This is a genomic window from Anabaena sp. 54 (assembly GCF_017355725.1).
Taxonomy (GTDB): domain Bacteria; phylum Cyanobacteriota; class Cyanobacteriia; order Cyanobacteriales; family Nostocaceae; genus Dolichospermum; species Dolichospermum heterosporum.
Genome location: NZ_JAAVWA010000042.1, coordinates 1 through 23,650 on the forward strand (window position 1 = coordinate 1; position 23,650 = coordinate 23,650).

Below are 23,650 nucleotides of genomic sequence, written 5' to 3' on the forward strand. Positions count from 1 at the left end.
TGGGGAAGTTGGGGGAGTTGGGGGAGTTGGGGGAGTTGGGGGAGTTGGGGGAGTTGGGGGAGTTGGGGGAGTTGGGGGAGTGGGGGGAGTTGGGGGAGTGGGGGGAGTTGGGGGAGTGGGGGGAGTTGGGGGAGTTGGGGGAGTTGGGGGAGTGGGGGGAGTTGGGGGAGTTGGGGAGATTATTTATCTTTCTATTACCCATTACCCATTACCCATTACCCATTACCTGTCACTTTATTCACCAATATATATACCTAAAGACCGAGCGGTTTGGACTAAATCACCTTGAGGATTAACAAGAGAGGGATTATTATCTATCACGGCTTGAATGGGGAAAGTGACAACCTTTCCATTTTGCCAAGCTAACATTTGATCATATTGATTTTGGGCAATTAAATCAATGGCAACTTTACCAAACATGGTAGCTGTGAGACGGTCTAAAGCTGAGGGGATACCACCGCGCTGAATATGTCCTAATACAGAAACTCTGGTATCAATCAGGTGATGACTACAATTGGCAATTTTTTCGGCAATATATTGACCTTGACCACATTTAGCAGTTGTGCAAGTAGAAGGATTATTGGCATCTTCTGTACAAACAGATATACCTTCAGCAACAACTATAATGGCGAATTTTTTTTGCCACTGTTCGCGTAATTCGGTCAGATGATTACATATTCCTTGAATAGTATAGGGGACTTCGGGAATTAAAATCACATCAGCGCCGCCGGCAATTCCTGAGTGTAAAGCCAAGTGTCCAGCGTTGCGTCCCATAACTTCGATAATCATTACCCGGTCATGACTAGCAGCGGTAAATATGAGTCGGTTAATGGCATCAACAATGGTATTAACTGCCGTATCAAAGCCGATTGCACGTTCTGTAAAGGCGACATCATGATCAATGGTTTTGGGGATAGCAATTAAATTCCAATTACCTAAAACTGATAGTTGATGAATAATATCTAAACTACCATCTCCACCGACAATAATTAAAGCATCTAAAGCGATCGCTTCATAGCCGGCTAATATTTCATCAGCATGAGCTAAAGTATCTCCTTTATTAATACTACCTAAAACCGTTCCCCCCATATTTAGCAAAGGGTCAATGCCGCGTAAATCCCAACCATGTATACTTAACGGCACTGTTTTCCGTTCTAGCAACCCTTGGGTGGCGTAAGGGATACCCACTACCTGCCAATCATAAGTCCTTGTGGCATGACTCACAGCCGCGCGAATCACACAATTTAGCCCAGGACAATCACCACCACTTGTAAGAATACCGATACGTTTTTTCATAAGTAGGGGCGCAGGGTCTGCGCCCAGTCAGGAGTCAGGACTAAGATGGTGTATAAACTCTACCCGAATCCGGGTTATAGGTTTGCAAAGCCTTCATATATTGAGCGCGTTCAAAAGCACTAGGATTAGGACATTTTAACTGGCTCATAGTACCTTGCATTTGCTTTACAGATTCATATTCATGGGTTTTCATCCATTCCCGTAGGTCTTTTTCTAAACACTGAATATGGTTAATTCCCTCTCGTAATAATACAGAACACAACATAGTTATATTTGCTCCCACCATTAACATTTTGATCACATCATAGGCATTATGAATACCGCTAGTTGCAGCCAAACTACCCTGAATATGACCATAGAGAATGGCTATCCAGCGCAGGGGTAAACGCATGGCTTGGGGGGTACTTAAAAGTACATGAGGTTCGACTTCTAAATTTTCTAAATTAATATCTGGTTGATAAAACCGATTAAATAATACTAATCCATCAGCCCCGGCATGATCTAAACGTTTGGCGATATTTGCAGTATTAGTAAAGTAAGGACTGAGTTTTACGGCTACAGGAATAGTAACGGCGGCTTTAACAGATGTGAGAATATCAAGATAATTTTGCTCGATATTGTTACTACTTAAATCTGGGTTAGTGGGAACATAGTAAATATTTAATTCTAGTGCTGATGCTCCTGCTTCTTGGATGAGTTTACCATATTTAGTCCAACCACCGACGGAACAACCATTCAAACTAGCAATAATGGGAATATCCACCTTTTCTTTAGCTTTGCGAATATGGTCTAAATATTCTTCTGGTCCGACTCGGAAATTAGCAATATTTGGGAAATAGGTTAAGGCTTCTGCAAAACTTTCTGTACCATGGCTTAAATGATGATAAAGTGCGGATTTTTCTAAGTTTAATTGTTCTTCAAATAGCGAGTGCATAACAACAGCACCTGCACCTGCATCTTCCATTAATTTAATATTATCAATGTCTTCCGAAAGTGGAGACGCGGAGGGAACTAGGGGGGATTTTAATTCTAAACCTAAATATGTGGTAGTTAAGTTCATAAATTTGGTAATGGGTAATTTTTTCTTTCTGTCTCCTGACTCCTGATATTAATTCAATTAAGATAAGTAGGTTGGCGTTGAAAATTGTCGTTATGGCAAGGCAAAAGGCAAGAGGCAAGAGGCAAGAGTGAAGAGGGTTTGGGCGATTTTACGTTTCTTTACACAGTTTGGTTTTATTGTGTTCACCTACTTAAATGAACCACAGAGGCACAGAGGACACAGAGACAGAAAATCTCAAAAAATTTGGCGCATTTTCACAAAGAAACGGTATGACTCGTAATTTAGCTTTATTGTAATTTCCTGGCGGCTAAATATTGGTACATTTGCCAACGGGTGTTAACATCGAGTTGGGCTTCTTTGAGGAGTTCTTTTGCTGTTTCTGAGTTAATTTTAGTTAACATTTTGAAACGGTTTTCCATGTACATGGAATTTTCTATTGGTATGTGAGGGGTGCGAGAATCGAGTTGTAAGGGGTTTTCTCCCTGTTTAATGCGGTCGGGGTGATAGCGATATAATAACCAGCGTCCAGAGTCTACAGCAGCTTTTTGATTTTGCATGGCTGTACTCATGTTGATACCGTGAGCAATACAATGACTGTAGGCAATAATTAATGATGGACCTTCGTAAGCTTCGGCTTCTAAGAAAGTTTTCAGGGTTTGTTCATCTTTTGCGCCCATTGCTACACTAGCAACATAAACATTACCGTAGGTCATAGCGATTAAACCTAAGTCTTTCTTGGTTGTAGGTTTACCACCTGCTGCGAATTTTGCCACTGCACCTTTAGGGGTAGATTTGGACATTTGACCGCCAGTATTAGAGTAAACTTCTGTGTCTAAGACGAGAATATTAACGTTGCGTCCACTAGCGATTACATGATCTAATCCACCATAACCAATATCATAAGCCCAACCGTCACCACCAATGATCCAAACGCTTTTTTTCACTAAATAATCAACGAGGGATTGAAGATTTTTGAACGCAGATAAACGCAGATTAACGCTGATAGAATCCTCTTTCATCTGCGTTAATCTGTGTTCATCTGCGGTGATAATTTCTTTTAATTTTCTTTTGAGAATAGCAATTCGTTCTCGTTGAGAGTAAATATCGGATTCGTCTTTTTGTTCAGTGTTGAGGATTTCTGAGACTAAGGTTTCACCTATGTGGGGTGCAAGTTGTTGGAGTAAATAAGCGGCAAATTCGGCTTGTTTGTCTATGGAAACCCGGAAACCTAAGCCAAATTCGGCGTTATCTTCAAATAGACTGTTAGACCATGCTGGACCCCTACCTGCGGCGTTTTTTGTCCAAGGTGTGGTGGGTAAGTTACCACCATAGATAGAGGAACAACCGGTGGCGTTGGCAACGATCATGCGATCGCCAAATAATTGTGTTACAAGTTTAATATAAGGTGTTTCTCCACATCCAGCACAAGCACCAGAAAACTCAAATAATGGTTCTTGCATCTGTTGTTGATTAATATGATTTAACTTTAAATTCCGTCTATCTGGGTTAGGAAGATTTAAGAAGAAATCCCAGTTTTCTCGTTCTTGTTCTCGCAGTGGTTTTTGTGCTGCCATATTAATGGCTTTTTTACGCGGTTCGGCTTTATTTTTGGCGGGACAAACATCAACACAAATACCGCAACCTGTACAATCTTCTGCTGCTACTTGAATGGTAAACTTTAAATCATGCCAATCATGTTCTTTTGCATTTGCACTTTTAAAAGTTGCGGGGGCATTTTCTAATTCTTCTGGTGCATATACTTTAGCGCGAATGACACTATGGGGACACACCATCACACATTTACCACATTGAATACAAACGTCAGCATCCCACACCGGAATTTCTTCAGCAATATTGCGTTTTTCCCATTTAGATGTTCCTGTGGGATATGTACCATCTACAGGTAATGCACTTACAGGTAAATCATCACCTTCACGGACTATCATTTTCCCTAATACATCGCGGACAAATGCAGGGGCATTATTGAGAATAGGTGACAGGTGACAGGTGACAGGTGACAGTTCTTTAGCTGTAATTTCATAGAGATTTTCCAAGGTTTTATCAACGGCTTGAATATTCATTTGTACGATTTCTTCGCCTTTTTTACTGTAGGCTTTACAGATAGATTTTTTAATTTGATCTATAGCTTCTTCCCTTGGTAAAACACCAGAAACAGCAAAGAAACAAACCTGCATAACTGTATTAATATGTCCACCCATTCCCGCTTCACGGGCGACTTTATAGGCATTAATGACATAGAATTTGAGATTTTTATTAATTATCTCTGTTTGCATTGTCAAAGGTAATTTATCCCAAACCTCATCTTTGTGATAATGTGAATTTAATAAGAATGTCCCACCAGGAATAATATCTTTTAATATCGGGAATTTTTCTACAAAGTCCCATTGGTGACAAGCGACAAAATTAGCTTTAGTAATTAAATAGGTAGAATGAATTAGTTGATCACCAAAGCGCAAATGAGAGACTGTGACAGAACCAGATTTTTTAGAATCGTAAACAAAATAACCTTGGGCATAATTATCTGTTTCTTCGCCAATAATTTTAATTGAGTTTTTATTTGCCCCCACTGTACCATCTGCACCTAACCCATAAAAAATTGCCCTAACTATATTGTCAGCTTCAATATTAAATTCGGGATTATATGCTAAACTGGTATGGGTAACATCATCATTAATGCCGACAGTAAAATGATTTTTTGGTGTTTCTAAATCCAAATTATCAAATACCGCTTTTACCATTGCTGGTGTAAATTCTTTAGATGATAAACCATATCTTCCCCCCACAACTTTAATTTTGTGAATTTGGTTTTCTGCCAAAGCTGTAACTACATCTATATATAAAGGTTCACCAATTGCCCCTGGTTCTTTCGTTCTATCTAAAACGGCAATTATTCGGGTTGTTTTGGGCAGAGAATTAATAAATCTTTGGGTATCAAAGGGACGATATAATCTAACTTTGATAACTCCCACTTTTTCACCTTGTTGATTGAGATAATCTACGGTTTCATGAACTGTTTCACAACCAGAACCCATGAGAATAATTATTTTTTCTGCTGCTGGATGTCCATGATAATCAAATAGTTGATATTGTCTCCCCGTCATTGCGGCAAATTCATCCATTACCTGTTGAGTAATATCTGGACAAGCGAGATAAAAAGAGTTTACTGTTTCCCTAGCTTGAAAATAAACATCAGGGTTTTGGGCTGTTCCTCGTAATACCGGATGATCAGGTGTTAAAGCCCGTGAACGATGGGCAATTACTAACTCTATGGGAATAAATTTTTGTAAGTCTTCAGTTGTTAATATTTCTATTTTATTGACTTCGTGGGAAGTGCGAAACCCATCAAAAAAGTGTAAGTAAGGAATACGAGATAATAAAGTTACTTTTGTGGAAATTAGGGCAAAATCATGGGCTTCTTGCACAGAAGCAGCACACAACATGGCAAAACCAGTAGTTCTTGCAGCCATGACATCACTATGATCTCCAAAAATGGATAAAGCCTGGGCTGCAAGCGATCGCGCCGCAATATGAAATACTGTAGGTGTAAGTTCACCGGCAATTTTGTACATATTTGGTAGCATCAACATTAACCCCTGAGATGCTGTAAAGGTTGTTGTCAGTGAACCCGTTTGTAAAGCCCCATGTACAGCACCCGCAACCCCCCCTTCACTCTGCAACTGTACCACCGCAGGAACAGTTCCCCAAATGTTCGGTTTTCCCTCACTCATCCAAGTATCAGACCATTCCGCCATCGGTGAAGATGGTGTAATCGGGTAAATGGCAATAACTTCGTTTAATTGGTAAACGACTTTAGCCACAGCTTCATTACCATCTATAGTTGCAAAGGTTTTCATTTTTATATTCCTTAACCTTAAATAACTACCAAAACATACAGTCAGGAGGTAGGGGCGCAGGGCCTGCGCCCAGTCAGGATTCAGGAGTAAAACTAGCTTGCTGTCTGGCTTTGAACTTAAATCCTCTACCTCATTAATCTGTAATCTGCTGTAGATCATTCAATAATTAGGCGTTGCTGATTAAGGGTATGAATTTTAGTCTCACGCAAAGGCAAACGTAAGAGTTTTAAAGGTTCAATTTGGGAATTTCATACCTCAATTCAGCAACCCCAATAATTATAGGATAGTTCTTGAAAAATCTCCCCATACTAAATGTAGCATGGGGCTAGATAGGAACAAAATCCCAAATTAGAGACTTCCAAATAAAAAAATGTCCCAAAACTGATGCAGAAATTCTCTCTCTGTGTACTCTGTGCCTCTGTGGTTCGTTTCTTAGGATAATTTATTTCTTGGAAGTCTCTTATTAGTTTTAGGGAATAACTTTCTGCTGAGTTACTCTACCTTTTGGCTTAGAGGTTGTTTGAAAAATTTTTCGTGTGGGATCTGACACCCGCAGATCCCCCTAAATCCCCCTTAAAAAGGGGGACTTTGAGGAATTTAGCCCCCCTTTGTAAGGGGGGTTGGGGGGATCTCGATTAATTCTGATACTTTTCAAACATCCTCTTAGTAATTGACATGAATCTTTGTAAATATGACTATTCACAAAAGACTCAAATATCTGCTTTTGGTTTATTAGCTGTTCCAGAACCTTGACGGTTTTCTTTAATTAATCGGCTGTAAGTCCGTTGAGGGATATAGTGAATTGGATTGTAATCAATACAACGTAAAATCAGCACACAAGCCCAAGAATACCGTCCATCAGCAATAGCTTCAATGATATGATTGAACTGTTCGGGAGTGATGGCACTATGAAAATCGTTCTGAGCAGAAGAAGCTTGATAGTTCATAACTAACCCTGATCTAATCTTGTAGGATTGAAAGTTAATAATTCGTAAATATTCAGAACAGACAATCTTTTTAGTCCAAACTAATCAGACTTTTATAGTCAAGTTTAGGAGTTCTACTCCTGATTTGACAAGCCTTTTAAGTCCTGACTTTTGATCTCCTAAATTCCGAATAATAGGGAGAAATCAAGGGGATATTTGGGCAATCACAGCAATATATACAGATGATATGCACAGGATTTAATTCTCTTGGTGAATAACTTCGATATCTAAATTCGAGTATAGCGATAACTTACCGATTAAATATCAATGTTATTTGTGGTTATAGGAGAATTTTATTAATTTTCTGTGAGGTTTAGTGAGCAGTGCTATCCATTCAATTAGTGATATCTCATTGGCAATTTGTAATCTAAATAGATTAAATCCTGTAATTTTTGAGTGTATAAATTGAAAAAATTACTGAACACATTACCCTTGTGTTAGTAAAAATACAGGTAAATTTCTAGCATTGTATGCCCAGGTTGGTTATTTGGTAAAAAATAGGAAATACAGATATTCGTATTATGACACTATTTAAATAGTCATACAACATTGAGATATTTCCTGTCTATGGTTTTGTAAATACTCCTTGTGACACTATTATATGCAGAATACTATGTTTCCCGTAACTAGTGAGCCAAATTGGCACTTTGTTTATATAAATACTACAGAAAATATCGGTTACAAATTACGAATTAAATGACTATTTAAATACTGTCACAAGGGGTATTTACAAAACTGTAGGTAAAATGTACTTCAGTGTTGCATGACTATCTGAATACTGTCACAAGCAGTGTTTACAAAGCATTAAATCAAAATTGATTTAGCGTGTATGACTATTCAAATAGTGGCACAAGGGATATTTACAAAATTAAATCTGGCATAAGGTCACAAATTCATTTTCAATTTTTTGGCTAGATTAGTTACACCTCATCACGACATACTCAACCTACAAAATTCGTTGAGGATATGAGTATTCAGGTTTTGCTGAATTGAGTAATATTTGTATATGTAATATTTAATTCTTATTTTAATGGACTCTTAAAGAAGTGTCACAAGTAAGATTTACAAAATGGTAATTAATATACTTCAGAACTATGCTGTAGCGAATAGATATTTCTCTATCTATAAGATGATTTTAGGGTTCATCCTTTAGTTAGAAGTAAATGATTGAGTAACTTATTTACGATTAACTTGGCACAGCATATCAATAATTCTGACTTTCGCTAGAGTTTGGTAATATAAAATGTATAAATTAGCGCAAACTATTGTTAACAGTGATGAAAAAAATGCTTTAGGTGAGTTTATCTTAGGATTGGGTAATAATCATAAACGTTACTTTCTAAGAAACGAGATTTTACAAGCCTTTGCAGATTATTGTCACCAATTCCAAAAACCTGCTTATTTTTATCACTCTTCCTCACTAGGAACATTTATTCAGTACACCCATGAAATAATTCTGGATAGTGAAAATACTTGGTTTGTCCTTAGACCAAAAATTGCGAGTCAAGAAGTATGGTTATTAACCGCTGATTTGACCAAGTTTGACTTAATGACACCCAAAGCATTATTAGATGTGAGCGATCGCTTAGTCAACCGTTACCAACCCCACATTTTAGAAATTGATCTTCATCCCTTTTACCCAGCAGCACCAAAAATTAGTGATTCTCGAAATATCGGACAAGGTTTAACCGTTCTCAATCATTATTTTTGTAATCAATCATTGACAGATCCTGAATATTGGATTGACGCATTATTTCAATCACTACAAAGATTAGAATATAATGGCATCAGCCTATTAATTAGTAATCACATTCATTCAGGATTACAACTAACCAAACAAATCAAACTAGCTTTAGAATTTGTTAGTCACTTATCCCCCGATACACCATACATAAAATTTGGTTTTCATCTCCAATCACTCGGCTTAGAACCAGGTTGGGGTAACAATGCAGCCAGAGTTAGAGAAACTTTAGAACTTCTCGAAAAACTCATGGATAATCCCGAAGCTGCTATTTTAGAAACCTTTGTTTCTCGCATTTGTGCAGTTTTCCGCGTCGTCCTCATTTCCATCCATGGTTGGGTTGCACAAGAAGATGTTTTAGGAAGAGATGAAACATTAGGACAGGTTATTTATGTTTTAGAACAAGCCCGCAGTTTAGAAAACAAAATGCGAGCAGAAATTGAACTTGCAGGTTTAGATACATTAGGAATTAAACCCCATATCATTATATTAACCCGACTGATTCCCAATTGCGAAGGCACATTTTGTAACTTACCATTAGAAAAAGTTGATGGTACAGAAAATGCTTGGATTTTGCGCGTTCCTTTTGTAGAATCTCAACCAGAAATTACCAACAACTGGATTTCTAAATTTGAAATTTGGCCTTACTTAGAAAAATTTGCTCTGGCTGCCGAAACAGAACTTTTAAAACAATTTCAAGGCAAGCCAAATCTAATTATTGGTAATTACAGTGATGGTAACTTAGTCGCTTTTATTCTCTCCCGAAAAATGAAAGTTACCCAATGTAATATTGCCCATTCCCTAGAGAAACCTAAGTTTCTATTTAGTAACTTATATTGGCAAGATTTAGAATCACAATATCATTTTTCTGCCCAATTTACCGCTGATTTAATCAGCATGAATGCCGCAGACTTTATCATCACATCGTCCTATCAGGAGATTGTCGGTACACCAGATACAATGGGACAATATGAATCTTATAAATGTTTCACCATGCCCAACTTATATCATGTAATTGATGGCATTGATTTATTTAGTCCTAAATTCAACATGGTTCCCCCAGGAGTTAGTGAAAATATATTTTTTCCCTACAACGAAACAACCAATAGAGAATCCCACCGTCGTCAACATATCCAAAATCTGATTTTTCAGACAGAACACCCACAAATTCTCGGTAAATTAGAACATCCTCATAAAAAACCGATATTTTCTGTTAGTCCTATTACCTCAATCAAAAATCTCACAGGTTTAATTGAATGTTTCGGTAAAAGTCAAGAATTACAAGAACAATGTAACCTAATTTTATTAACCAGTAAACTGCATCCAGATTCAGGAACAAACCCAGAAGAAGTTCAAGAAATAGAAAAAATTCACGCGATTATTCATCAATATCATCTTCACCATAAAATTCGCTGGTTAGGAATGCGTCTTCCTTTAAGCGATATCGCGGAAACCTATCGTGTAATTGCCGATTTTCAAGGAATTTATATTCACTTTGCCCTTTATGAATCCTTTAGCAGAAGTGTTTTAGAAGCAATGATTTCTGGATTACCAACTTTTACAACTCAATTTGGTGGTTCATTAGAAATTATTGAAAATCACAATAAAGGATTTAATCTCAATCCCACAGACCTAGAAGGAACAGCCAAAACAATTACTAATTTCTTAGAAAAATGCCATAATTATCCAGAATATTGGCTAGAAAATTCTCAATGGATGATTGAGCGCATTCGCCATAAATATAACTGGAATTCCCACACAAATCAACTATTGTTATTAGCCAAAATGTTTAGTTTTTGGAACTTCGTTTATCCCGAAGATAACGAAGCTAGAGATCGTTATATGGAAAGTTTATTTCATCTCCTTTATAAACCTATCGCCGACAAGATTTTATCAGAACATTTAGCAAAATTAATGAAGTAGGGGCGCAGGGCGTGCGCCCAGGAGAGATTCAGAATTAAAACCCGTTTAATCTTCAACTTTGCGTCTTTGCTCCTTTGTGCCTTGGCGCGAAACATAAATTTAAATTGTTTACCTAATCCAAAATCATGGATAAAAAAGACCATTTTCGTAACCTTAGCTATACAGACTGGGTATTAACTGAAACCCAGTTTAATCCCGAATATTTGCACAGCCGAGAAACCATTTTCACCATAGGTAATGGCTATTTAGGCACAAGAGGAACATTTGAAGAAGGCTATCCCCGTGCATTATCAGCGACATTTATTAACGGTGTTTACGATGATGTTCCCGTAGTTTACACCGAACTCGTTAACTGTCCAGATTGGCTACCATTAACAGTTATAATTGAGGGAGAACGCTTTCGCCTTGATCAAGGTAAAACCTTAAAATATCACCGTAAACTAGACTTACATCATGGCATTCTCAGTCGTTGCTTACGTTGGTGTAGTCCCAATGGCAAAGTTATAGATATCCATTTTGAACGCTTTGCTAGTTTAGCTGATCAACATATAGTAGGACAAAGTTGCCAACTAACACCAGTAAATTTTGATGGTTTAATTGAAATTCAAGCAAGTGTAAACAGCTATTCAGAAAATCAAGGATTCAATCACTGGGAAGGATTAGATCAAGGTAAAACTACACAAGGATTCTGGTTGCATAGTCGCACTCGTAATAGCCGCATAGATTTCGGTATAGCGGCAAAAATAAATATTTCGGGAAATAACACAGACTTCCAAATTAATACCACTCCTGGTTATCCTAGCCTGAATGCAACTGTGATAGGTCAAATTCAACAGACGATTACTATAGTAAAGATTGTGAGTATTTTCACATCTAATGAAGTTGCAGAACCAGTTGCAGCCGCTAAAGAAAAACTCGTAAGTTTACCAGATTACATAACCTTAATTGATGCCAATGCCCAAGCCTGGGACACAGTTTGGCAACAAAGTGATATTATTATTGAAGGGGATATTACAGCGGCTTTTGCAGTGCGTTACAATCTGTTCCAGTTACTAATTGCTGCACCTAGAAATAATCATCAAGTTAGTATACCAGCAAAAACCCTATCCGGCTTTGGTTATCACGGTCATATCTTTTGGGATACAGAGATTTTTATTCTGCCATTTTTTACCTTTACCCAACCAAATTTAGCCCGTAATTTACTCAGTTACCGTTATCATACTTTACCAGGAGCGCGACGTAAAGCCGCCCATTATGGGTATCAGGGGGCGATGTTTGCTTGGGAAAGTGCGGTAACTGGAGATGAAGCCACACCGCGCTGGTCACTACGAAGTGACTTTTATGCCGAGGATATCCGTATATGGTGTCGTGATCGAGAAGTTCATATTAGTGCGGATATTGCTTACGCCACTTGGTATTATTGGCAAGTGACAGAAGATAATGAGTGGATGCGAGATTATGGTGCGGAAATTATTTTAGATACCGCCATTTTCTGGAGTAGTCGAGTTGAATTTAATCCCCAATTAGAATGTTATGAAATTCGTGGAGTTATTGGTGCAGACGAATATCACGAATCAGTCCATAACAATTGTTTTACAAATCGGATGGTTCAATGGCATTTAGAAAAATCTTTATTCATCTATAATTGGTTACATTCCACTTTCCCAGAAGTAGCTATAAAACTTGAGCAAAAATTACAAATCACCTCCGAAGTCCTCACACATTGGCGAGAAATTATCGCTAAAATTCTCATTATTCACAACCCAGAAACCTTACTAATTGAGCAATGTGAGGGATTTTTTCAACTAGATGATATTAACTTAGCCGCTTGTGAACCACGAGAAAAATCCATCCAAATTATTTTGGGGATGGAAAAAACCAATCAAGGACAAGTAATTAAACAACCAGATGTATTAATGCTTCTGTATTTGATGCGAGAATCTGGTGATTTTCCCTACAATCAGTCAGCATTACAGATAAATTGGGACTATTACGCTCCCCGCACAGATATTAGTTATGGTTCTTCCTTGGGACCTGCCATTCACGCCATTTTAGCCGCAGATTTGGGCAAATCACAGGAGGCTTACGAATGCTTTATGCAAGCGGCAATGGTAGATTTAGAAGATAAACGCGGAAATACCCAAGATGGGATACATGGCGCTAGTGCTGGAGGCATTTGGCAAGCTGTAGTATTCGGTTTCGGTGGTATTCAATTTCGGGAAAATGTCCCAGTCGCCCATCCTCACTTACCCCCAACTTGGACAAGGCTGAAATTTAAGTTACAGTGGCATGGTAAATGGCACGAGTTTGATTTGCGTCAGGAATTACCAAAGGCAGGAAAAACTAACATCCGGGGCGTGATTTTTGATTTAGATGGCGTGTTGACTGATACCGCAGAATATCATTACCAAGCTTGGCAAAAGTTAGCTAATGAGGAAGGTTTATTTTTTAATCGAGAAATTAATGAATCCTTGCGGGGTGTATCTCGTCACGCTTCTCTGATGTTGATTATTGGTAATAGAGAATATTCAGAAGTGCAAATTCAGGAAATGATGGCTCGGAAAAATAATTATTATGTAGAACTAATTCATAATATTACACCCGCAGATTTATTACCAGGGGCTGTGGCTTTGTTGGCTGAATTGCATGAAGCTGGGATCAAAATTGCCATTGGTTCTGCTAGTAAAAATGCCCGCATGGTGATTGAAAAATTGGGAATTGGTGATAGAGTAGATGTTGTTACTGATGGTGATACTGTCCAAGCTGTCAAACCAGCACCAGATTTATTTCTTAATGCCGCCAACCAGTTAGGAATTCCCCCAGATGAATGTGTGGTTTTTGAAGATGCAGCCGTAGGTATTACAGCCGCTAAAGCAGCAAATATGTGGGTGGTAGGCTTGGGACCAGGGGAGAGGGTAGGCGATGCTGATGTGGTTTTGCCTAGTTTAGCAGGAGTCAAATGGGATGAACTGATTAAGAATTTGTTTCACGCAGAGGCGCAGAGAGTAATGGGAGAATGAATTTTTTTGACGTTCAATTTTACACTTAATTGGTTTTCACATTCAAGGCATATTCTTTAAACCTTTCCAAATCTGCCTGGATTGTGGATTCTACCACTTTTCCTAAAAATAAGTTATCCATAAGTTTACCAATTAATCCAGGAATAGCATAGGAAACTGTCATTTTCACAACACTCATCTCATGACGATCATAAAACCGAATAGCCCCTTGATTTGGTAAACCATCAACCGATTCCCATTGAATAATTTGATTAGGAATCATTTTAGTAATTCGGGATTTCCAAGCAAATTCTAACCCTCCTGTACTTAGTTTCCACAGGGAAATTTCTGGGTTATCTGGAGAAATTGTCACCGAATCAATCCATTTCATCCATTTAGGCATTTGCTCTAAGTCAGACCACAATTCCCATGCTAGTTCTATGGGAATTTCTACTTCTACTTGGACGCTGTGTTCTAACAATTCACTCATAGGATTTTAGATTTTAGATTTTAGATTTTAGATTGGTAATTGGTAATTGGTAATGGGTAATGGGTCATTGGTAATGGGTCATTGGTCATTGGTCATTGGTAATGGGTAATGGGTAATGGGTCATTGGTCATTGGTCATTGGTCATTGGTAATGGGTAATGGGTCATTGGTAATGGGTCATTGGTAATTGGTAATTGGGTGATTAAACTGTTCCCTGCTCCCCCTGCTCCCCCTGCTCCCCCTACTCCCCCTACTCCCCCTACTCCCCTACTCCCCTACTCCCCCTACTCCCTACCCCCTATTTCTTCCCACTTTCAAGGATTACTTTAGCCGCACGTTTTCCAGAAACTGTTGCTCCTTCCATACTGTCAATATAATCTTGTTGTGTGTAACTTCCAGCTAGGAAAAAGTTAGGAACAGGTGTTTTTTGATCAGGACGATAGACATCCATTCCTGGTGCTTCTCTGTACAAAGACTGAGCTAGTTTGACGACACTGTACCAAGTCATGTTTAAGTCTCTTGAAGAGGGAAATAGTTCATGCACTTGTTTGAGGACGTGATTAGCGATCGCTTCATTACTTTGTTTAATGAAAGGATCTCCCGGTGTCAATACCAGTTGTAACAATGAACCCTCTCCAGGACGATAATAATCGGCGGGACTAGTTAAAGCCAAATCAGCAAAACAGGAAAAATCAGCATCAGCGGTATACAATAAGTTATCTATACCTGCTGCCTGTAAGGGTGGTGTCACTCCGCCTTTACCCCGTTTTTCCTCATCTTGTAGTTCTGTCACCCAACCATCAAAACGTAGCTGTACTGTAGCGACGGGGACAGCATCTAGCTTATAAATGTTATCAAATTCTGACCATTTCCGCCAAGGTTGGGGTAAAACTCGTTGAATTCCCGGAACATCACAAGCACATAGATAAGCGTCAGCAGTGATCACTTCTTCTGTATCACCTTGGGCAACTAATATCCCTGTAACTTGGGTTTGTTCTCCAGACTCAGCAAATTGAATTTCTCTGACTTGACGACGGGTGTATATTTTTGTGCCTCTTTCTTCTAAATACTTAACAATAGGTTTGTGTAAATATTCATGAGGTGAACCTTCGAGCATTCGCAGAATTGAAGCTTCTGTTCGGACAGCAAAAAACTGGAAAATTGTCAACATACACCGGGCGGAAATATGATCACAATCTATAAATCCCAAGGCGTAAGCAATAGGATTCCAGAGACGTTTGATACTGCCTTTACTGCCTCCGTGACTGTAGAACCAGTCGGAAAAACTGATTTTATCTAATTTGCGAATAGTTTTCATTGCCCCATCAAAGTCTACCAAACCTTGAACTATTGGGCTAGTCCCCAGGGCGATCGCATTTTGGAATTTATCCCGTATCGAAAGTTGAGAAGTGGTAAAAAACGCCTTTAATCCATTAAAAGGCGCACCCGTGAAAAAGCGAAAATCTAATGCCCCAGTTTGTCCACCTTTATTGATAAAAGTATGACTATGCTCCTTCAAGCGTAAATTATCACCAGCCCCCACTTTCTCCATCAACTCAAACAAATTGTAGTAGCAGCCAAAAAAGACGTGCAGCCCCATTTCAATATGGTTGCCGTCACCATCTACCCAACTGCTAACTTTACCCCCCACAAACGGACGAGACTCGAAAATTTCTACTTCACAGCCAGCATCTACTAAATCTACAGCAGTTGCTAACCCTGCTAATCCCGCACCCACAATTGCAACGCGCATTCCCTCTTCCTTGTTCAGTTTCTTTACAAATTGTAACTGAATTAGTCAGTTGTCATTAGTCAGTTGTCATTAGTCAGTTGTCAGTTGTCATCAGTAAAATTCCTCTCCCCAACTCCCCAACTCCCCAACTCCCCCTACTCCCCCTACTCCCCCTACTCCCCTACTCCCCCCACTCCCCCCACTCCCCCAACTCCCTACTCCCCCAACTCCCTACTCCCTGTCGTCTATCACCCTCCTGTCACATCTTCCCCTTGAGGGAGACTTCTAATCAGTTCTCGAATCACATCTGTTGCTGGTCTACCTGTCTGTTGACAATATTTTTCTAGTTTTTCCGCTTCTTGTGTAGCTAGATTCACTGTTATGCGTTTAACCGCCCATTTCTTGTTTGTCATTATCATGCACTTTGCTGTATATTAACTTGATTTAGAGAGTCTGGTCACTCAAAACAAAAATGAGACTATGAAAGTTAGTCTGAATTAAAAATGTAACAAAAACACTAATCTTATTTAAAATTTTCAGTTTGTCAACTACTTACCCAAATAAATTTGGCGATAACCTTGCTTGAATACTGGAAATTCCTGGTAATTTGAGCCTGATTGCCATTGATTCGACCTATCAATGTGTAAATAGGGAACAGGGAAGAAAATAGATCAGGACAATCTTACAAAAACAAAATTGGATTGTTATAGATATCCTGTAATTTAATTTATAAATTCTAGGTATATCTATTTATTTAGTCAACCGTTTCCAAGCCTAATTCTTCCGAGGAAAGTACATGAGCTTCTAATAAAGCCATCATATCTCTTAACTGGGGATTACCACGAGAAGTTCCAGTCAATCCTTTGGCAATAATTAACCCACAATATCCTTGAGTATTTTGACACCGCTGATGCCATTTTCGCTTGGCTTCTATATGCACTGGGTCGTCATCTAAAAATTGCCCAAACAAAAATAATTCACTGTTATGCGTTTGCAATAAACCTAAGTCGTATAGATCATCATCTACTGGATCTGTGACGGTGTGAAAGCAGATGGCGTTTAATCCTCCAGCGGCTTGAATATTTTCAATAATCCCTTTAGCTTTGGGACGGGAGGTTTGAATGACAATCACAGGTAAACCATCACCGACTTGTTCAAATTCCCCTGCTGCTTGGTAATTAGGTGCTTGACGCAGGTAATCTAATGTTTCCCAGGGTAAGACACCCAAACTCATGAAAGCGTCTTCTGGGATTAAGTCGTCTCTTAATGCTTCAAATATGGAATCATCTTCGTCGTCTTCATCTTCATCATCTAAATCAAAACCAGCCATTTCCTCTAGTTCTGCTGTCAACTCTGGCATGGTAGAGACAGTGACAGTTAAGGATTTGCGATTGTTGCCGGGTTCTGGTAGAGAAATTCGATAACGTTGGCTCAGGGTAAGAAAATCTTCGTCGTATAATTGCCGATGGTGGTCACGGAGAAACCGCAATAAACTTTCTACGGCAACAAAACTGAGTAGTGCTTCTTCTTCATACAAAACGGAACGTAACCCTTCTAGGGGGTGAATATTGCCGAAGGTGGGTTGAATTTCGGACAGTGGCATTTGTGCCAAATTACCCGGATCATCATCTTCGTTGTCATGCAGGGAGTCAAAGGTGAGAAATAGACAATCTTGTTTGAGGAAGGCTTCTTCTAAATCTTGATTTAGTTCATCTTCATCAGCTAAAACAGCAGCCCGAAACCGTTTGAGGGAATCTTCCGAACGATAAAACAAAATGCCATACTCAATGCCCAACATTCCCATGACGGAGGCATAAAGTTTTTCTACATCCCATTGATTGATTTCTATGGATAAAATTTGCTGTTCTTCTAGAAATCTCCAAGGGGCAGTTTGCCAGACTTCTAAGGCTTTATCATGGAGGAGTTTCGCGTATTTGGGTGGTAAGTCGGGAGTTTGGCTATCAATGACTTCGGCAAAAGAGCGAAATAGCTCGTCAATTATGGGTAATTCCGGTACGTAGTCAATGGCAATGTCTAAATCCTGTAAGACTCCGCGCAGGTAAAATTGAATTTCCCGATCGCGCACAACTATTCTTTGTGGTCTACCGGGTTTGGCTGGGCTTTGGGGATGTTCTATTGCCCGCATGAGGGTACGCACAATGGCTTCTGGACCCAGGGCGGGATCTATCATGTCTATGCCTCTAACAATGCCTTCTGAGGCATCTACCCAAAGAATGCAGTCTCCTTTGGTATCTGGATCTGTAAATGGGGTGTGTGGTGATGACAGTGGACGGCGATCGCCCTCCCATACAGAAGGAATCTGGGTTAATTTCTGCAACCGGCGACTGGTAGAGCGATTAAAACTTGTCATAGAGTAAGTGAATCAAAACAAAGCGATTGAGAATGGGAATTTCGGGAATGGTTAATCTTTCAACACACCTAACCCCTCAATTCTAGGATAAAAATCTGAGGTTGCTGACAAAGGAACAACACTTGATAGAGAGGGGATTATTCTAAAATTTTCTCCTATCTTTCCATCTTCCCATCTTCTTATGCTTTTTTGCCGTCGTAATGTCGCTAAAATAAATACAAAAACATTCATAGCAACCCAGAGGTACAAGAATGCCTACTGGAATATTGATAAAACTAGTTCAGGAGTTAAAAATTTATGACCCAAGCAACTCAAACTCAACAACGGGGAATTCTGTTATCTGAATCGGCATTGCGTCAGGTGAAGTCTCTTCAAGATAAGCAAGGGCAAGATTTATGCTTGCGGGTGGGAGTCAGACAAGGTGGTTGTTCGGGAATGTCTTACATGATGGATTTTGAGGATGTCAGCAAGATTACCCCTGATGATGAGGTTTTCGATTATGATGGCTTCAAAATTATTAGCGATCGCAAAAGTCTACTTTACCTTTACGGCTTAATGCTGGATTATAGTGATGCCATGATTGGTGGTGGTTTCCAATTCACTAACCCCAATGCTGCCCAAACTTGTGGTTGCGGTAAGTCTTTCGGCGTTTGACACTCCCCTGTCTAAAGACACGGGGATTCTTGGTTCAACGAGACCACTTAAACTAGACTCCTTGCGTTATCTACCTCAGAGATGGGACTCTCCCCAAGCGTTAACTTTCGGTCTGCCCGACCGTAGTTGCATTGCTGCAAGTCCTGTTTAACTTGAAACTTTCCTGGGCGTTGCTGATTAAGGGTATGAATTTTAGTCTCACGCAAAGGCGCAAAGACGCACTGAGGTTTGAGTTTTAAAGGTTCAATTTGGGAATTTCATACCTCAATTCAGCAACGCCATTTACGATAACTCATTTTTAGTCAGCTTTTTAGATACCCAGCTAATAATGCCACTAAGTAACGCACCGCCCATCAATATACCAATAGCGGGGTTAAATACTGGTATCCACAGTTGGTGCCACAAATCTAATCCCAGGTTAATTCCAGAAGCATCACCAATCACGGCTATCACCAGCCACCCAAAACCTAAAATTACGAGGAAAACATCAGCAACTAATATGAAATTGAGCCAGTTTAATAATTTGTCTTTCATTTTGATTGGTAATTGGTAATTGTTCAGAGGGAACAGGGAACGGGCAACAGGGAACAGGAAAAACTCATGTTTCTAAACATGAGATTGAAATAATGACACTGTTTTTTTCGTGCTACGCATCTTTTAAAAACATCCTTTTTTTGACTGAGCTTTAAACTCAGAACTAAAGTTTCTTATTTGCTCCCAGTTAAGAGTTCCCTGTTCCCTTCTTTTGTAATTGGTAATTGGTAATTGGTAATTGGTAATTGGTAATTGGTAATTGGTAATTGGGTGATTAAACTGTTCCCTGTTCCCTGTTCCCTGCTCCCCCTACTCCCCCTACTCCCCCTACTCCCCCTACTCCCCCTACTCCCTATTCTTCAAATAACCATTTTTTAACTTTGGCTAAATTTTTCCAATCAGGTTTTCTGGTTAAACCATCTTCAATGCTATTTTTGACTTCTTCTTGCCATTCTTCATTGACAAATATCAATTGTTGTGCTACGTCAATGTGTTCCCGCAAACCTTTTTGACCTGTTTCTAGCATAGCTAAGGCTAGATTAATTCTGCCTTGTGGGTCTTGGGGATTGAGTTTCACGGCTTTATTAGCAGCGTTGAAAGCTAATTTACCTTTGTTATCAAGAAGATATAACCAAGCTAAACAAATCCAGGCTGAACTAGCTTTAGGAGAGCGATCGCATACCTCTTTAAATACAGGAATCAAGGATTCTACAGATTCTCCAGCTTTATAACGTTCTAAACCTGTATCAAACAGGGAATCAATTGTATTAGTCATTTGTTTTTTAGTCAGTTGTCAGTTGTTAGTTGTGAATTAGGGGTTTTCGCGTCAAGCTTAATAATTTATGGGAAAAATTGCTTCTCTATATTCCTGATGCAAACAAATATTCTAACTTCTAACTCGGTGAATCCTCACAATATTATCAGAAATGGTTCTACTGCATTGTTCACGTTTTCTCCCTAGCAGTAGGTAAAAGAGGCGTTGCTGAATTGAGGTATGAAATTCCCAAATTGAACCTTTAAAACTCAAACCTCAGTGCGTCTTTGCGCCTTTGCGTGAGACTAAAATTCATACCCTTAATCAGCAACGCCCGTAAATTTTACTCATTAATCTTGCAGAAGCGTGTGATTTTCACCCTATATTGTATAGAAATGGACAAAAGTCCGCTATAATTAACTTAATTGTGCCACCAGTTGATTTTCTACTAAGGTGTTGTTGGTTAATAGGTCTTCAACTGTAATCCTTAAAAACCGTTGTTCATCTACTTGAAAATAGATTTTAATGCGATCGCTGCCGGGAAATCCTGGAGGTTTGAGTTTGGCGATTTTACTGGCATTTACACTATCATTAAGGGGTTTAACGGTAGTTACACGAGTATCAAGCTGACGAGTAATTAGGCGATCGCCATCAAAGTATATCTCTGTCGCACCTTTTTCTGCACCTAATTCCCCGATAATTAACTCAATGCTGGGTTGATTGTCTACGGAAGCACCTAAAACTAATTCTACGGGTTGAGTCATGGGGTAAGGTTGTCCGGTTTTAATGATAGGATGCCAACTATGACGTTGATTACGGCGATCCCAATAACGCACACCATAGCTATGATAAAGGTAGTCTTTGATTTCTATGCCTTGGGTGATTTGTAATGCACCATGTGCGATCGCTTCAAAAGGCAGACGACGACGGATTTTTTCTGGTTCAAAATATTGTTCTATCCATGTCTGCACCACTGGTAATTGTACAGTTCCACCAACTAATAATACTGCATTAATATCATCAATTTCTATGCCATAGCGTCGCGCTTGCTGTAGTAATGTCATCATTGAATCATGCAGCTTATCGAAAAATCCGTTTTCTTTCAAAATATTTTCAAAGGTGTAACGATCAAGATCCATTTCATAACTTTCAAAAGTTTGATCATTAAAATAAACTTCACTAGCTTGATCATGGGTAGATAACTGAATTTTCACTCGTTCTGCGAGTCGTGCGGTGAGAGAACTAACTGGTAATCCCTGGGTTTTTGCAAAATAATCTACTATCCAATTATCAATATCAGTTCCGCCGAGATTTTGCCCTGCTTTAGCTAATACACGGGCTGTTTTAGGCTTTTGTTTAGAATCTTCACCTAGAGTTTTATCACCCCATTTAAGGAGAAATCCTAAAGGTTTGGTTTTAGCCTGTTTCCCCTGATCTAAGCTTACCAAAGACAAATCTAATGTTCCTCCACCAAAGTCAACAACCAAGAGAGTTCCTTGATCTGCTAAACCATACCCTAAAGCCGCAGCGGTGGGTTCATCCAACATTCGTATTTGTGCGACGGGTAGTGATTGACAAACTTTCCCTAACCAGTAACGATAGGCTTCAAAGCTGTCTACAGGTGCAGTTAAAACTAAGGAATCTATGTTCCCTTCCAGGATGGCTAATTCGGCAATTACCTGGCTTAAAAACCATTTTCCTACTTGTTCAAAGGTAATGTTTTTACCATCCAGTTCTGGTAAAAAACCCTGAATATCTGCACCGATTCCGCGTTTAAAGTTACGGAAAAATCTTTGATCAGTTTTTATATCTAAACCGCGATCGCATACCTGTTGTCCAGCTATAATTGTCTCCGTGCTGGCATTTTCTACATAAACCAAGCTGGGTATTAGTGGTGGGTTGAGGAATTGTTGCGCTGATAACCCAGGCAAATTCAGGGTTTCTGCTTGTTGAGTGACAGGATTCCAACGAGTGATAACTGTGTTACTTGTGCCAAAATCAATAGCGATCGCCATATCTTAATATTATTTCAGAAAATAGAGAACAGGATGCAAGGGGACAGGGGATAATTACTTATTACCAATTACCAATTACCCACCACCTATTACTAGAATAAACGGGGTAGTTCATCACATCCCCAGGAATTACTGCAATTTGGTACTCAATTACTCCAAAGTTCACTATTATTATTTTTTTTAAGCTGATTTTGCCAGTGGGATTACTCCTGATGATATTAAAGTTGACGGTAAAAGCACCCAATTTACTTGGACTTTTGCCGAAAACGTGGCTGTTAAAAATCCTTTTAGTGGCGTAACTTTGAGTATTGCTGGGTTACTATCAGCCGCATGGTTAGCCGTGCTACATTTAAGATATTAGATCCCCGACTTCTTAAAGAAGTCGGGGATCTGGTAGTTTAGCAGCATAGAAAAATCAAAGTTCCACCCAAACTATCCGGATGGAGGAAGACAGGCAATGGATACTCAAATAGTAGATGCACCTTAATTAAACTATTACCCTCAGCTTTTAGTTGGGGGTTTTTCTTGGCTTTGGGATTTCTATTTTAGCAACTTGTCATAGGAAATGTCAAAAATTTTATTTGAAAATAGCAGGCAGTAAATTGGGGGCTAACCATAGGGCATAACCAATAAAACCAAATAGTATAGTAATTAAAAGAGTAGCAATATAGCTAATACACATTAGTAAACCATCCGATTCAATGGTCGCAACGGCTAAAAGTAAAATCCCCACAGTCGGAATAGGATTGGTAAAAGGAATGGGGGAAATTAATAATATTGTTAACCAAGAGATGCACAGCCCGTTAAATCGCCAAATCCAAGCATGATTAGCGACTTTTTGTAATCGGGGACGGGCAATTTTTTCTAATATCCTGGTAACACGACGCAGATTTTGTAAGATGATTTTAGCGAAAGCGTTGGGAAATTTATAATTAGCAATTTTTTTGGGTAGCCAAGGCGTTTTTCTTCCTAAAACCATTTGCAATGATAATAATAAACAAGCACCGCCTAAAGGACTAGTCAAGCCTGGAGGCATAGGAAATAAAAAAGGTAATACTAGTAATGTGATTACCAAGCTAAACCCCCGTTCAGAAGTTTCTGCGAGGATATCACCTAAAGTTAGCGGCTGTTCACTTAAACGTTCTAGAAGAGATTTAATTTCTTGAGAAAAGCGTAAATTCATAGCTATGATTTTAATGATTTTTGTGATTCTTATAATAC

17 protein-coding genes are annotated in these 23,650 nt (G+C 39.1%); 4 read left to right on the forward strand and 13 right to left on the reverse strand.

The window, feature by feature from the left end; genetic code table 11:
* On the forward strand, positions 1-289 hold a 289-nt coding region (locus tag HEQ36_RS23715; protein WP_290708597.1), incomplete at its 5' end, for a hypothetical protein.
* On the opposite strand, the gene HEQ36_RS23720 is transcribed toward HEQ36_RS23715, so the two are convergent.
* The 4 genes from HEQ36_RS23720 to HEQ36_RS23735 form a co-directional block, all read right to left on the reverse strand.
* A complete protein-coding gene (locus tag HEQ36_RS23720; RefSeq protein ID WP_053537697.1) occupies positions 235-1,296 on the reverse strand; it encodes an ATP-dependent 6-phosphofructokinase in 1,062 nt (353 codons plus the stop codon). The two genes, HEQ36_RS23715 and HEQ36_RS23720, sit on opposite strands and share 55 nt — an antisense overlap.
* A gap of 40 nt (positions 1,297-1,336) precedes the next feature.
* Entirely contained in the window at positions 1,337-2,356 is a 1,020-nt protein-coding gene (locus HEQ36_RS23725; RefSeq protein WP_168636482.1) for a dihydroorotate dehydrogenase-like protein, read from the reverse strand.
* Between the two features lie 287 nt (positions 2,357-2,643).
* Entirely contained in the window at positions 2,644-6,237 is a 3,594-nt protein-coding gene (gene nifJ / locus HEQ36_RS23730; RefSeq protein WP_168636517.1) for a pyruvate:ferredoxin (flavodoxin) oxidoreductase, read from the reverse strand.
* Between the two features lie 704 nt (positions 6,238-6,941).
* A complete protein-coding gene (locus HEQ36_RS23735; protein ID WP_035082631.1) occupies positions 6,942-7,178 on the reverse strand; it encodes a HetP family heterocyst commitment protein in 237 nt (78 codons plus the stop codon).
* Between the two features lie 1,282 nt (positions 7,179-8,460).
* Here HEQ36_RS23735 and HEQ36_RS23740 point away from each other — a divergent pair.
* Positions 8,461-10,881 carry a sucrose synthase gene (locus tag HEQ36_RS23740; protein ID WP_168635144.1) on the forward strand — a complete coding sequence of 807 codons (2,421 nt, stop codon included), beginning with the start codon at positions 8,461-8,463 and terminating at the stop codon, positions 10,879-10,881.
* A 125-nt stretch (positions 10,882-11,006) separates the two neighbouring features.
* The gene (gene pgmB / locus HEQ36_RS23745) at positions 11,007-13,901 is read left to right on the forward strand and encodes a beta-phosphoglucomutase (protein ID WP_168635145.1); all 2,895 of its coding nucleotides are present in this window, start codon (positions 11,007-11,009) and stop codon (positions 13,899-13,901) included.
* Positions 13,902-13,926: 25 nt separating this feature from the next.
* Here pgmB and HEQ36_RS23750 read toward each other — a convergent pair whose 3' ends face one another.
* The 5 genes from HEQ36_RS23750 to HEQ36_RS23770 all read right to left on the reverse strand — a co-directional run bounded on the left by HEQ36_RS23750 (position 13,927) and on the right by HEQ36_RS23770 (position 18,703).
* Positions 13,927-14,370, reverse strand: a complete 444-nt coding sequence (locus HEQ36_RS23750) for an SRPBCC family protein (RefSeq protein WP_039201249.1) — start codon at positions 14,368-14,370, stop codon at positions 13,927-13,929.
* A 297-nt stretch (positions 14,371-14,667) separates the two neighbouring features.
* On the reverse strand, positions 14,668-16,122 hold the full coding sequence (zds, locus tag HEQ36_RS23755; RefSeq protein WP_168635146.1) for a 9,9'-di-cis-zeta-carotene desaturase: 1,455 nt from the start codon (positions 16,120-16,122) through the stop codon (positions 14,668-14,670).
* A 227-nt stretch (positions 16,123-16,349) separates the two neighbouring features.
* Complete coding sequence (locus HEQ36_RS23760; RefSeq protein ID WP_190384048.1) at positions 16,350-16,520, reverse strand: CopG family transcriptional regulator; 171 nt, start codon at positions 16,518-16,520, stop codon at positions 16,350-16,352.
* 335 nt (positions 16,521-16,855) lie between these two features.
* Positions 16,856-18,472, reverse strand: a complete 1,617-nt coding sequence (locus tag HEQ36_RS23765) for a hypothetical protein (protein WP_053537691.1) — start codon at positions 18,470-18,472, stop codon at positions 16,856-16,858.
* A gap of 51 nt (positions 18,473-18,523) precedes the next feature.
* A complete protein-coding gene (locus HEQ36_RS23770; RefSeq protein WP_168466657.1) occupies positions 18,524-18,703 on the reverse strand; it encodes a hypothetical protein in 180 nt (59 codons plus the stop codon).
* Between the two features lie 66 nt (positions 18,704-18,769).
* Here HEQ36_RS23770 and HEQ36_RS23775 point away from each other — a divergent pair, with 66 nt between their 5' ends.
* Complete coding sequence (locus tag HEQ36_RS23775) at positions 18,770-19,126, forward strand: iron-sulfur cluster assembly accessory protein (RefSeq protein ID WP_027403631.1); 357 nt, start codon at positions 18,770-18,772, stop codon at positions 19,124-19,126.
* A 282-nt stretch (positions 19,127-19,408) separates the two neighbouring features.
* Here HEQ36_RS23775 and HEQ36_RS23780 read toward each other — a convergent pair whose 3' ends face one another.
* The 4 genes from HEQ36_RS23780 to HEQ36_RS23795 form a co-directional block, all read right to left on the reverse strand.
* Positions 19,409-19,660, reverse strand: a complete 252-nt coding sequence (locus HEQ36_RS23780; RefSeq protein WP_168635147.1) for a hypothetical protein — start codon at positions 19,658-19,660, stop codon at positions 19,409-19,411.
* A gap of 352 nt (positions 19,661-20,012) precedes the next feature.
* Positions 20,013-20,435: a M48 family metallopeptidase gene (locus tag HEQ36_RS23785; protein ID WP_027403630.1), complete on the reverse strand. Its 423-nt coding sequence runs from the start codon at positions 20,433-20,435 to the stop codon at positions 20,013-20,015.
* A gap of 395 nt (positions 20,436-20,830) precedes the next feature.
* A complete protein-coding gene (locus HEQ36_RS23790) occupies positions 20,831-22,429 on the reverse strand; it encodes an Hsp70 family protein (RefSeq protein ID WP_168635148.1) in 1,599 nt (532 codons plus the stop codon).
* 577 nt (positions 22,430-23,006) lie between these two features.
* Entirely contained in the window at positions 23,007-23,612 is a 606-nt protein-coding gene (locus tag HEQ36_RS23795) for an exopolysaccharide biosynthesis protein (protein ID WP_053537689.1), read from the reverse strand.
* Positions 23,613-23,650: the final 38 nt, after the last annotated feature.

Excerpts from the sequence above, each read along its gene's own strand:
- HEQ36_RS23720 (WP_053537697.1), bottom strand. The coding sequence starts at position 1,296 with ATGAAAAAACGTATCGGTATTCTTACAAGTGGTGGTGATTGTCCTGGG.
- HEQ36_RS23725 (WP_168636482.1), bottom strand. The coding sequence starts at position 2,356 with ATGAACTTAACTACCACATATTTAGGTTTAGAATTAAAATCCCCCCTA.
- HEQ36_RS23735 (WP_035082631.1), bottom strand. The coding sequence starts at position 7,178 with ATGAACTATCAAGCTTCTTCTGCTCAGAACGATTTTCATAGTGCCATC.
- HEQ36_RS23740 (WP_168635144.1), top strand. The coding sequence starts at position 8,461 with ATGTATAAATTAGCGCAAACTATTGTTAACAGTGATGAAAAAAATGCT.
- pgmB (WP_168635145.1), top strand. The coding sequence starts at position 11,007 with ATGGATAAAAAAGACCATTTTCGTAACCTTAGCTATACAGACTGGGTA.
- HEQ36_RS23750 (WP_039201249.1), bottom strand. The coding sequence starts at position 14,370 with ATGAGTGAATTGTTAGAACACAGCGTCCAAGTAGAAGTAGAAATTCCC.
- zds (WP_168635146.1), bottom strand. The coding sequence starts at position 16,122 with ATGCGCGTTGCAATTGTGGGTGCGGGATTAGCAGGGTTAGCAACTGCT.
- HEQ36_RS23760 (WP_190384048.1), bottom strand. The coding sequence starts at position 16,520 with ATGATAATGACAAACAAGAAATGGGCGGTTAAACGCATAACAGTGAAT.
- HEQ36_RS23765 (WP_053537691.1), bottom strand. The coding sequence starts at position 18,472 with ATGACAAGTTTTAATCGCTCTACCAGTCGCCGGTTGCAGAAATTAACC.
- HEQ36_RS23770 (WP_168466657.1), bottom strand. The coding sequence starts at position 18,703 with ATGAATGTTTTTGTATTTATTTTAGCGACATTACGACGGCAAAAAAGC.
- HEQ36_RS23775 (WP_027403631.1), top strand. The coding sequence starts at position 18,770 with ATGACCCAAGCAACTCAAACTCAACAACGGGGAATTCTGTTATCTGAA.
- HEQ36_RS23780 (WP_168635147.1), bottom strand. The coding sequence starts at position 19,660 with ATGAAAGACAAATTATTAAACTGGCTCAATTTCATATTAGTTGCTGAT.
- HEQ36_RS23785 (WP_027403630.1), bottom strand. The coding sequence starts at position 20,435 with ATGACTAATACAATTGATTCCCTGTTTGATACAGGTTTAGAACGTTAT.
- HEQ36_RS23790 (WP_168635148.1), bottom strand. The coding sequence starts at position 22,429 with ATGGCGATCGCTATTGATTTTGGCACAAGTAACACAGTTATCACTCGT.
- HEQ36_RS23795 (WP_053537689.1), bottom strand. The coding sequence starts at position 23,612 with ATGAATTTACGCTTTTCTCAAGAAATTAAATCTCTTCTAGAACGTTTA.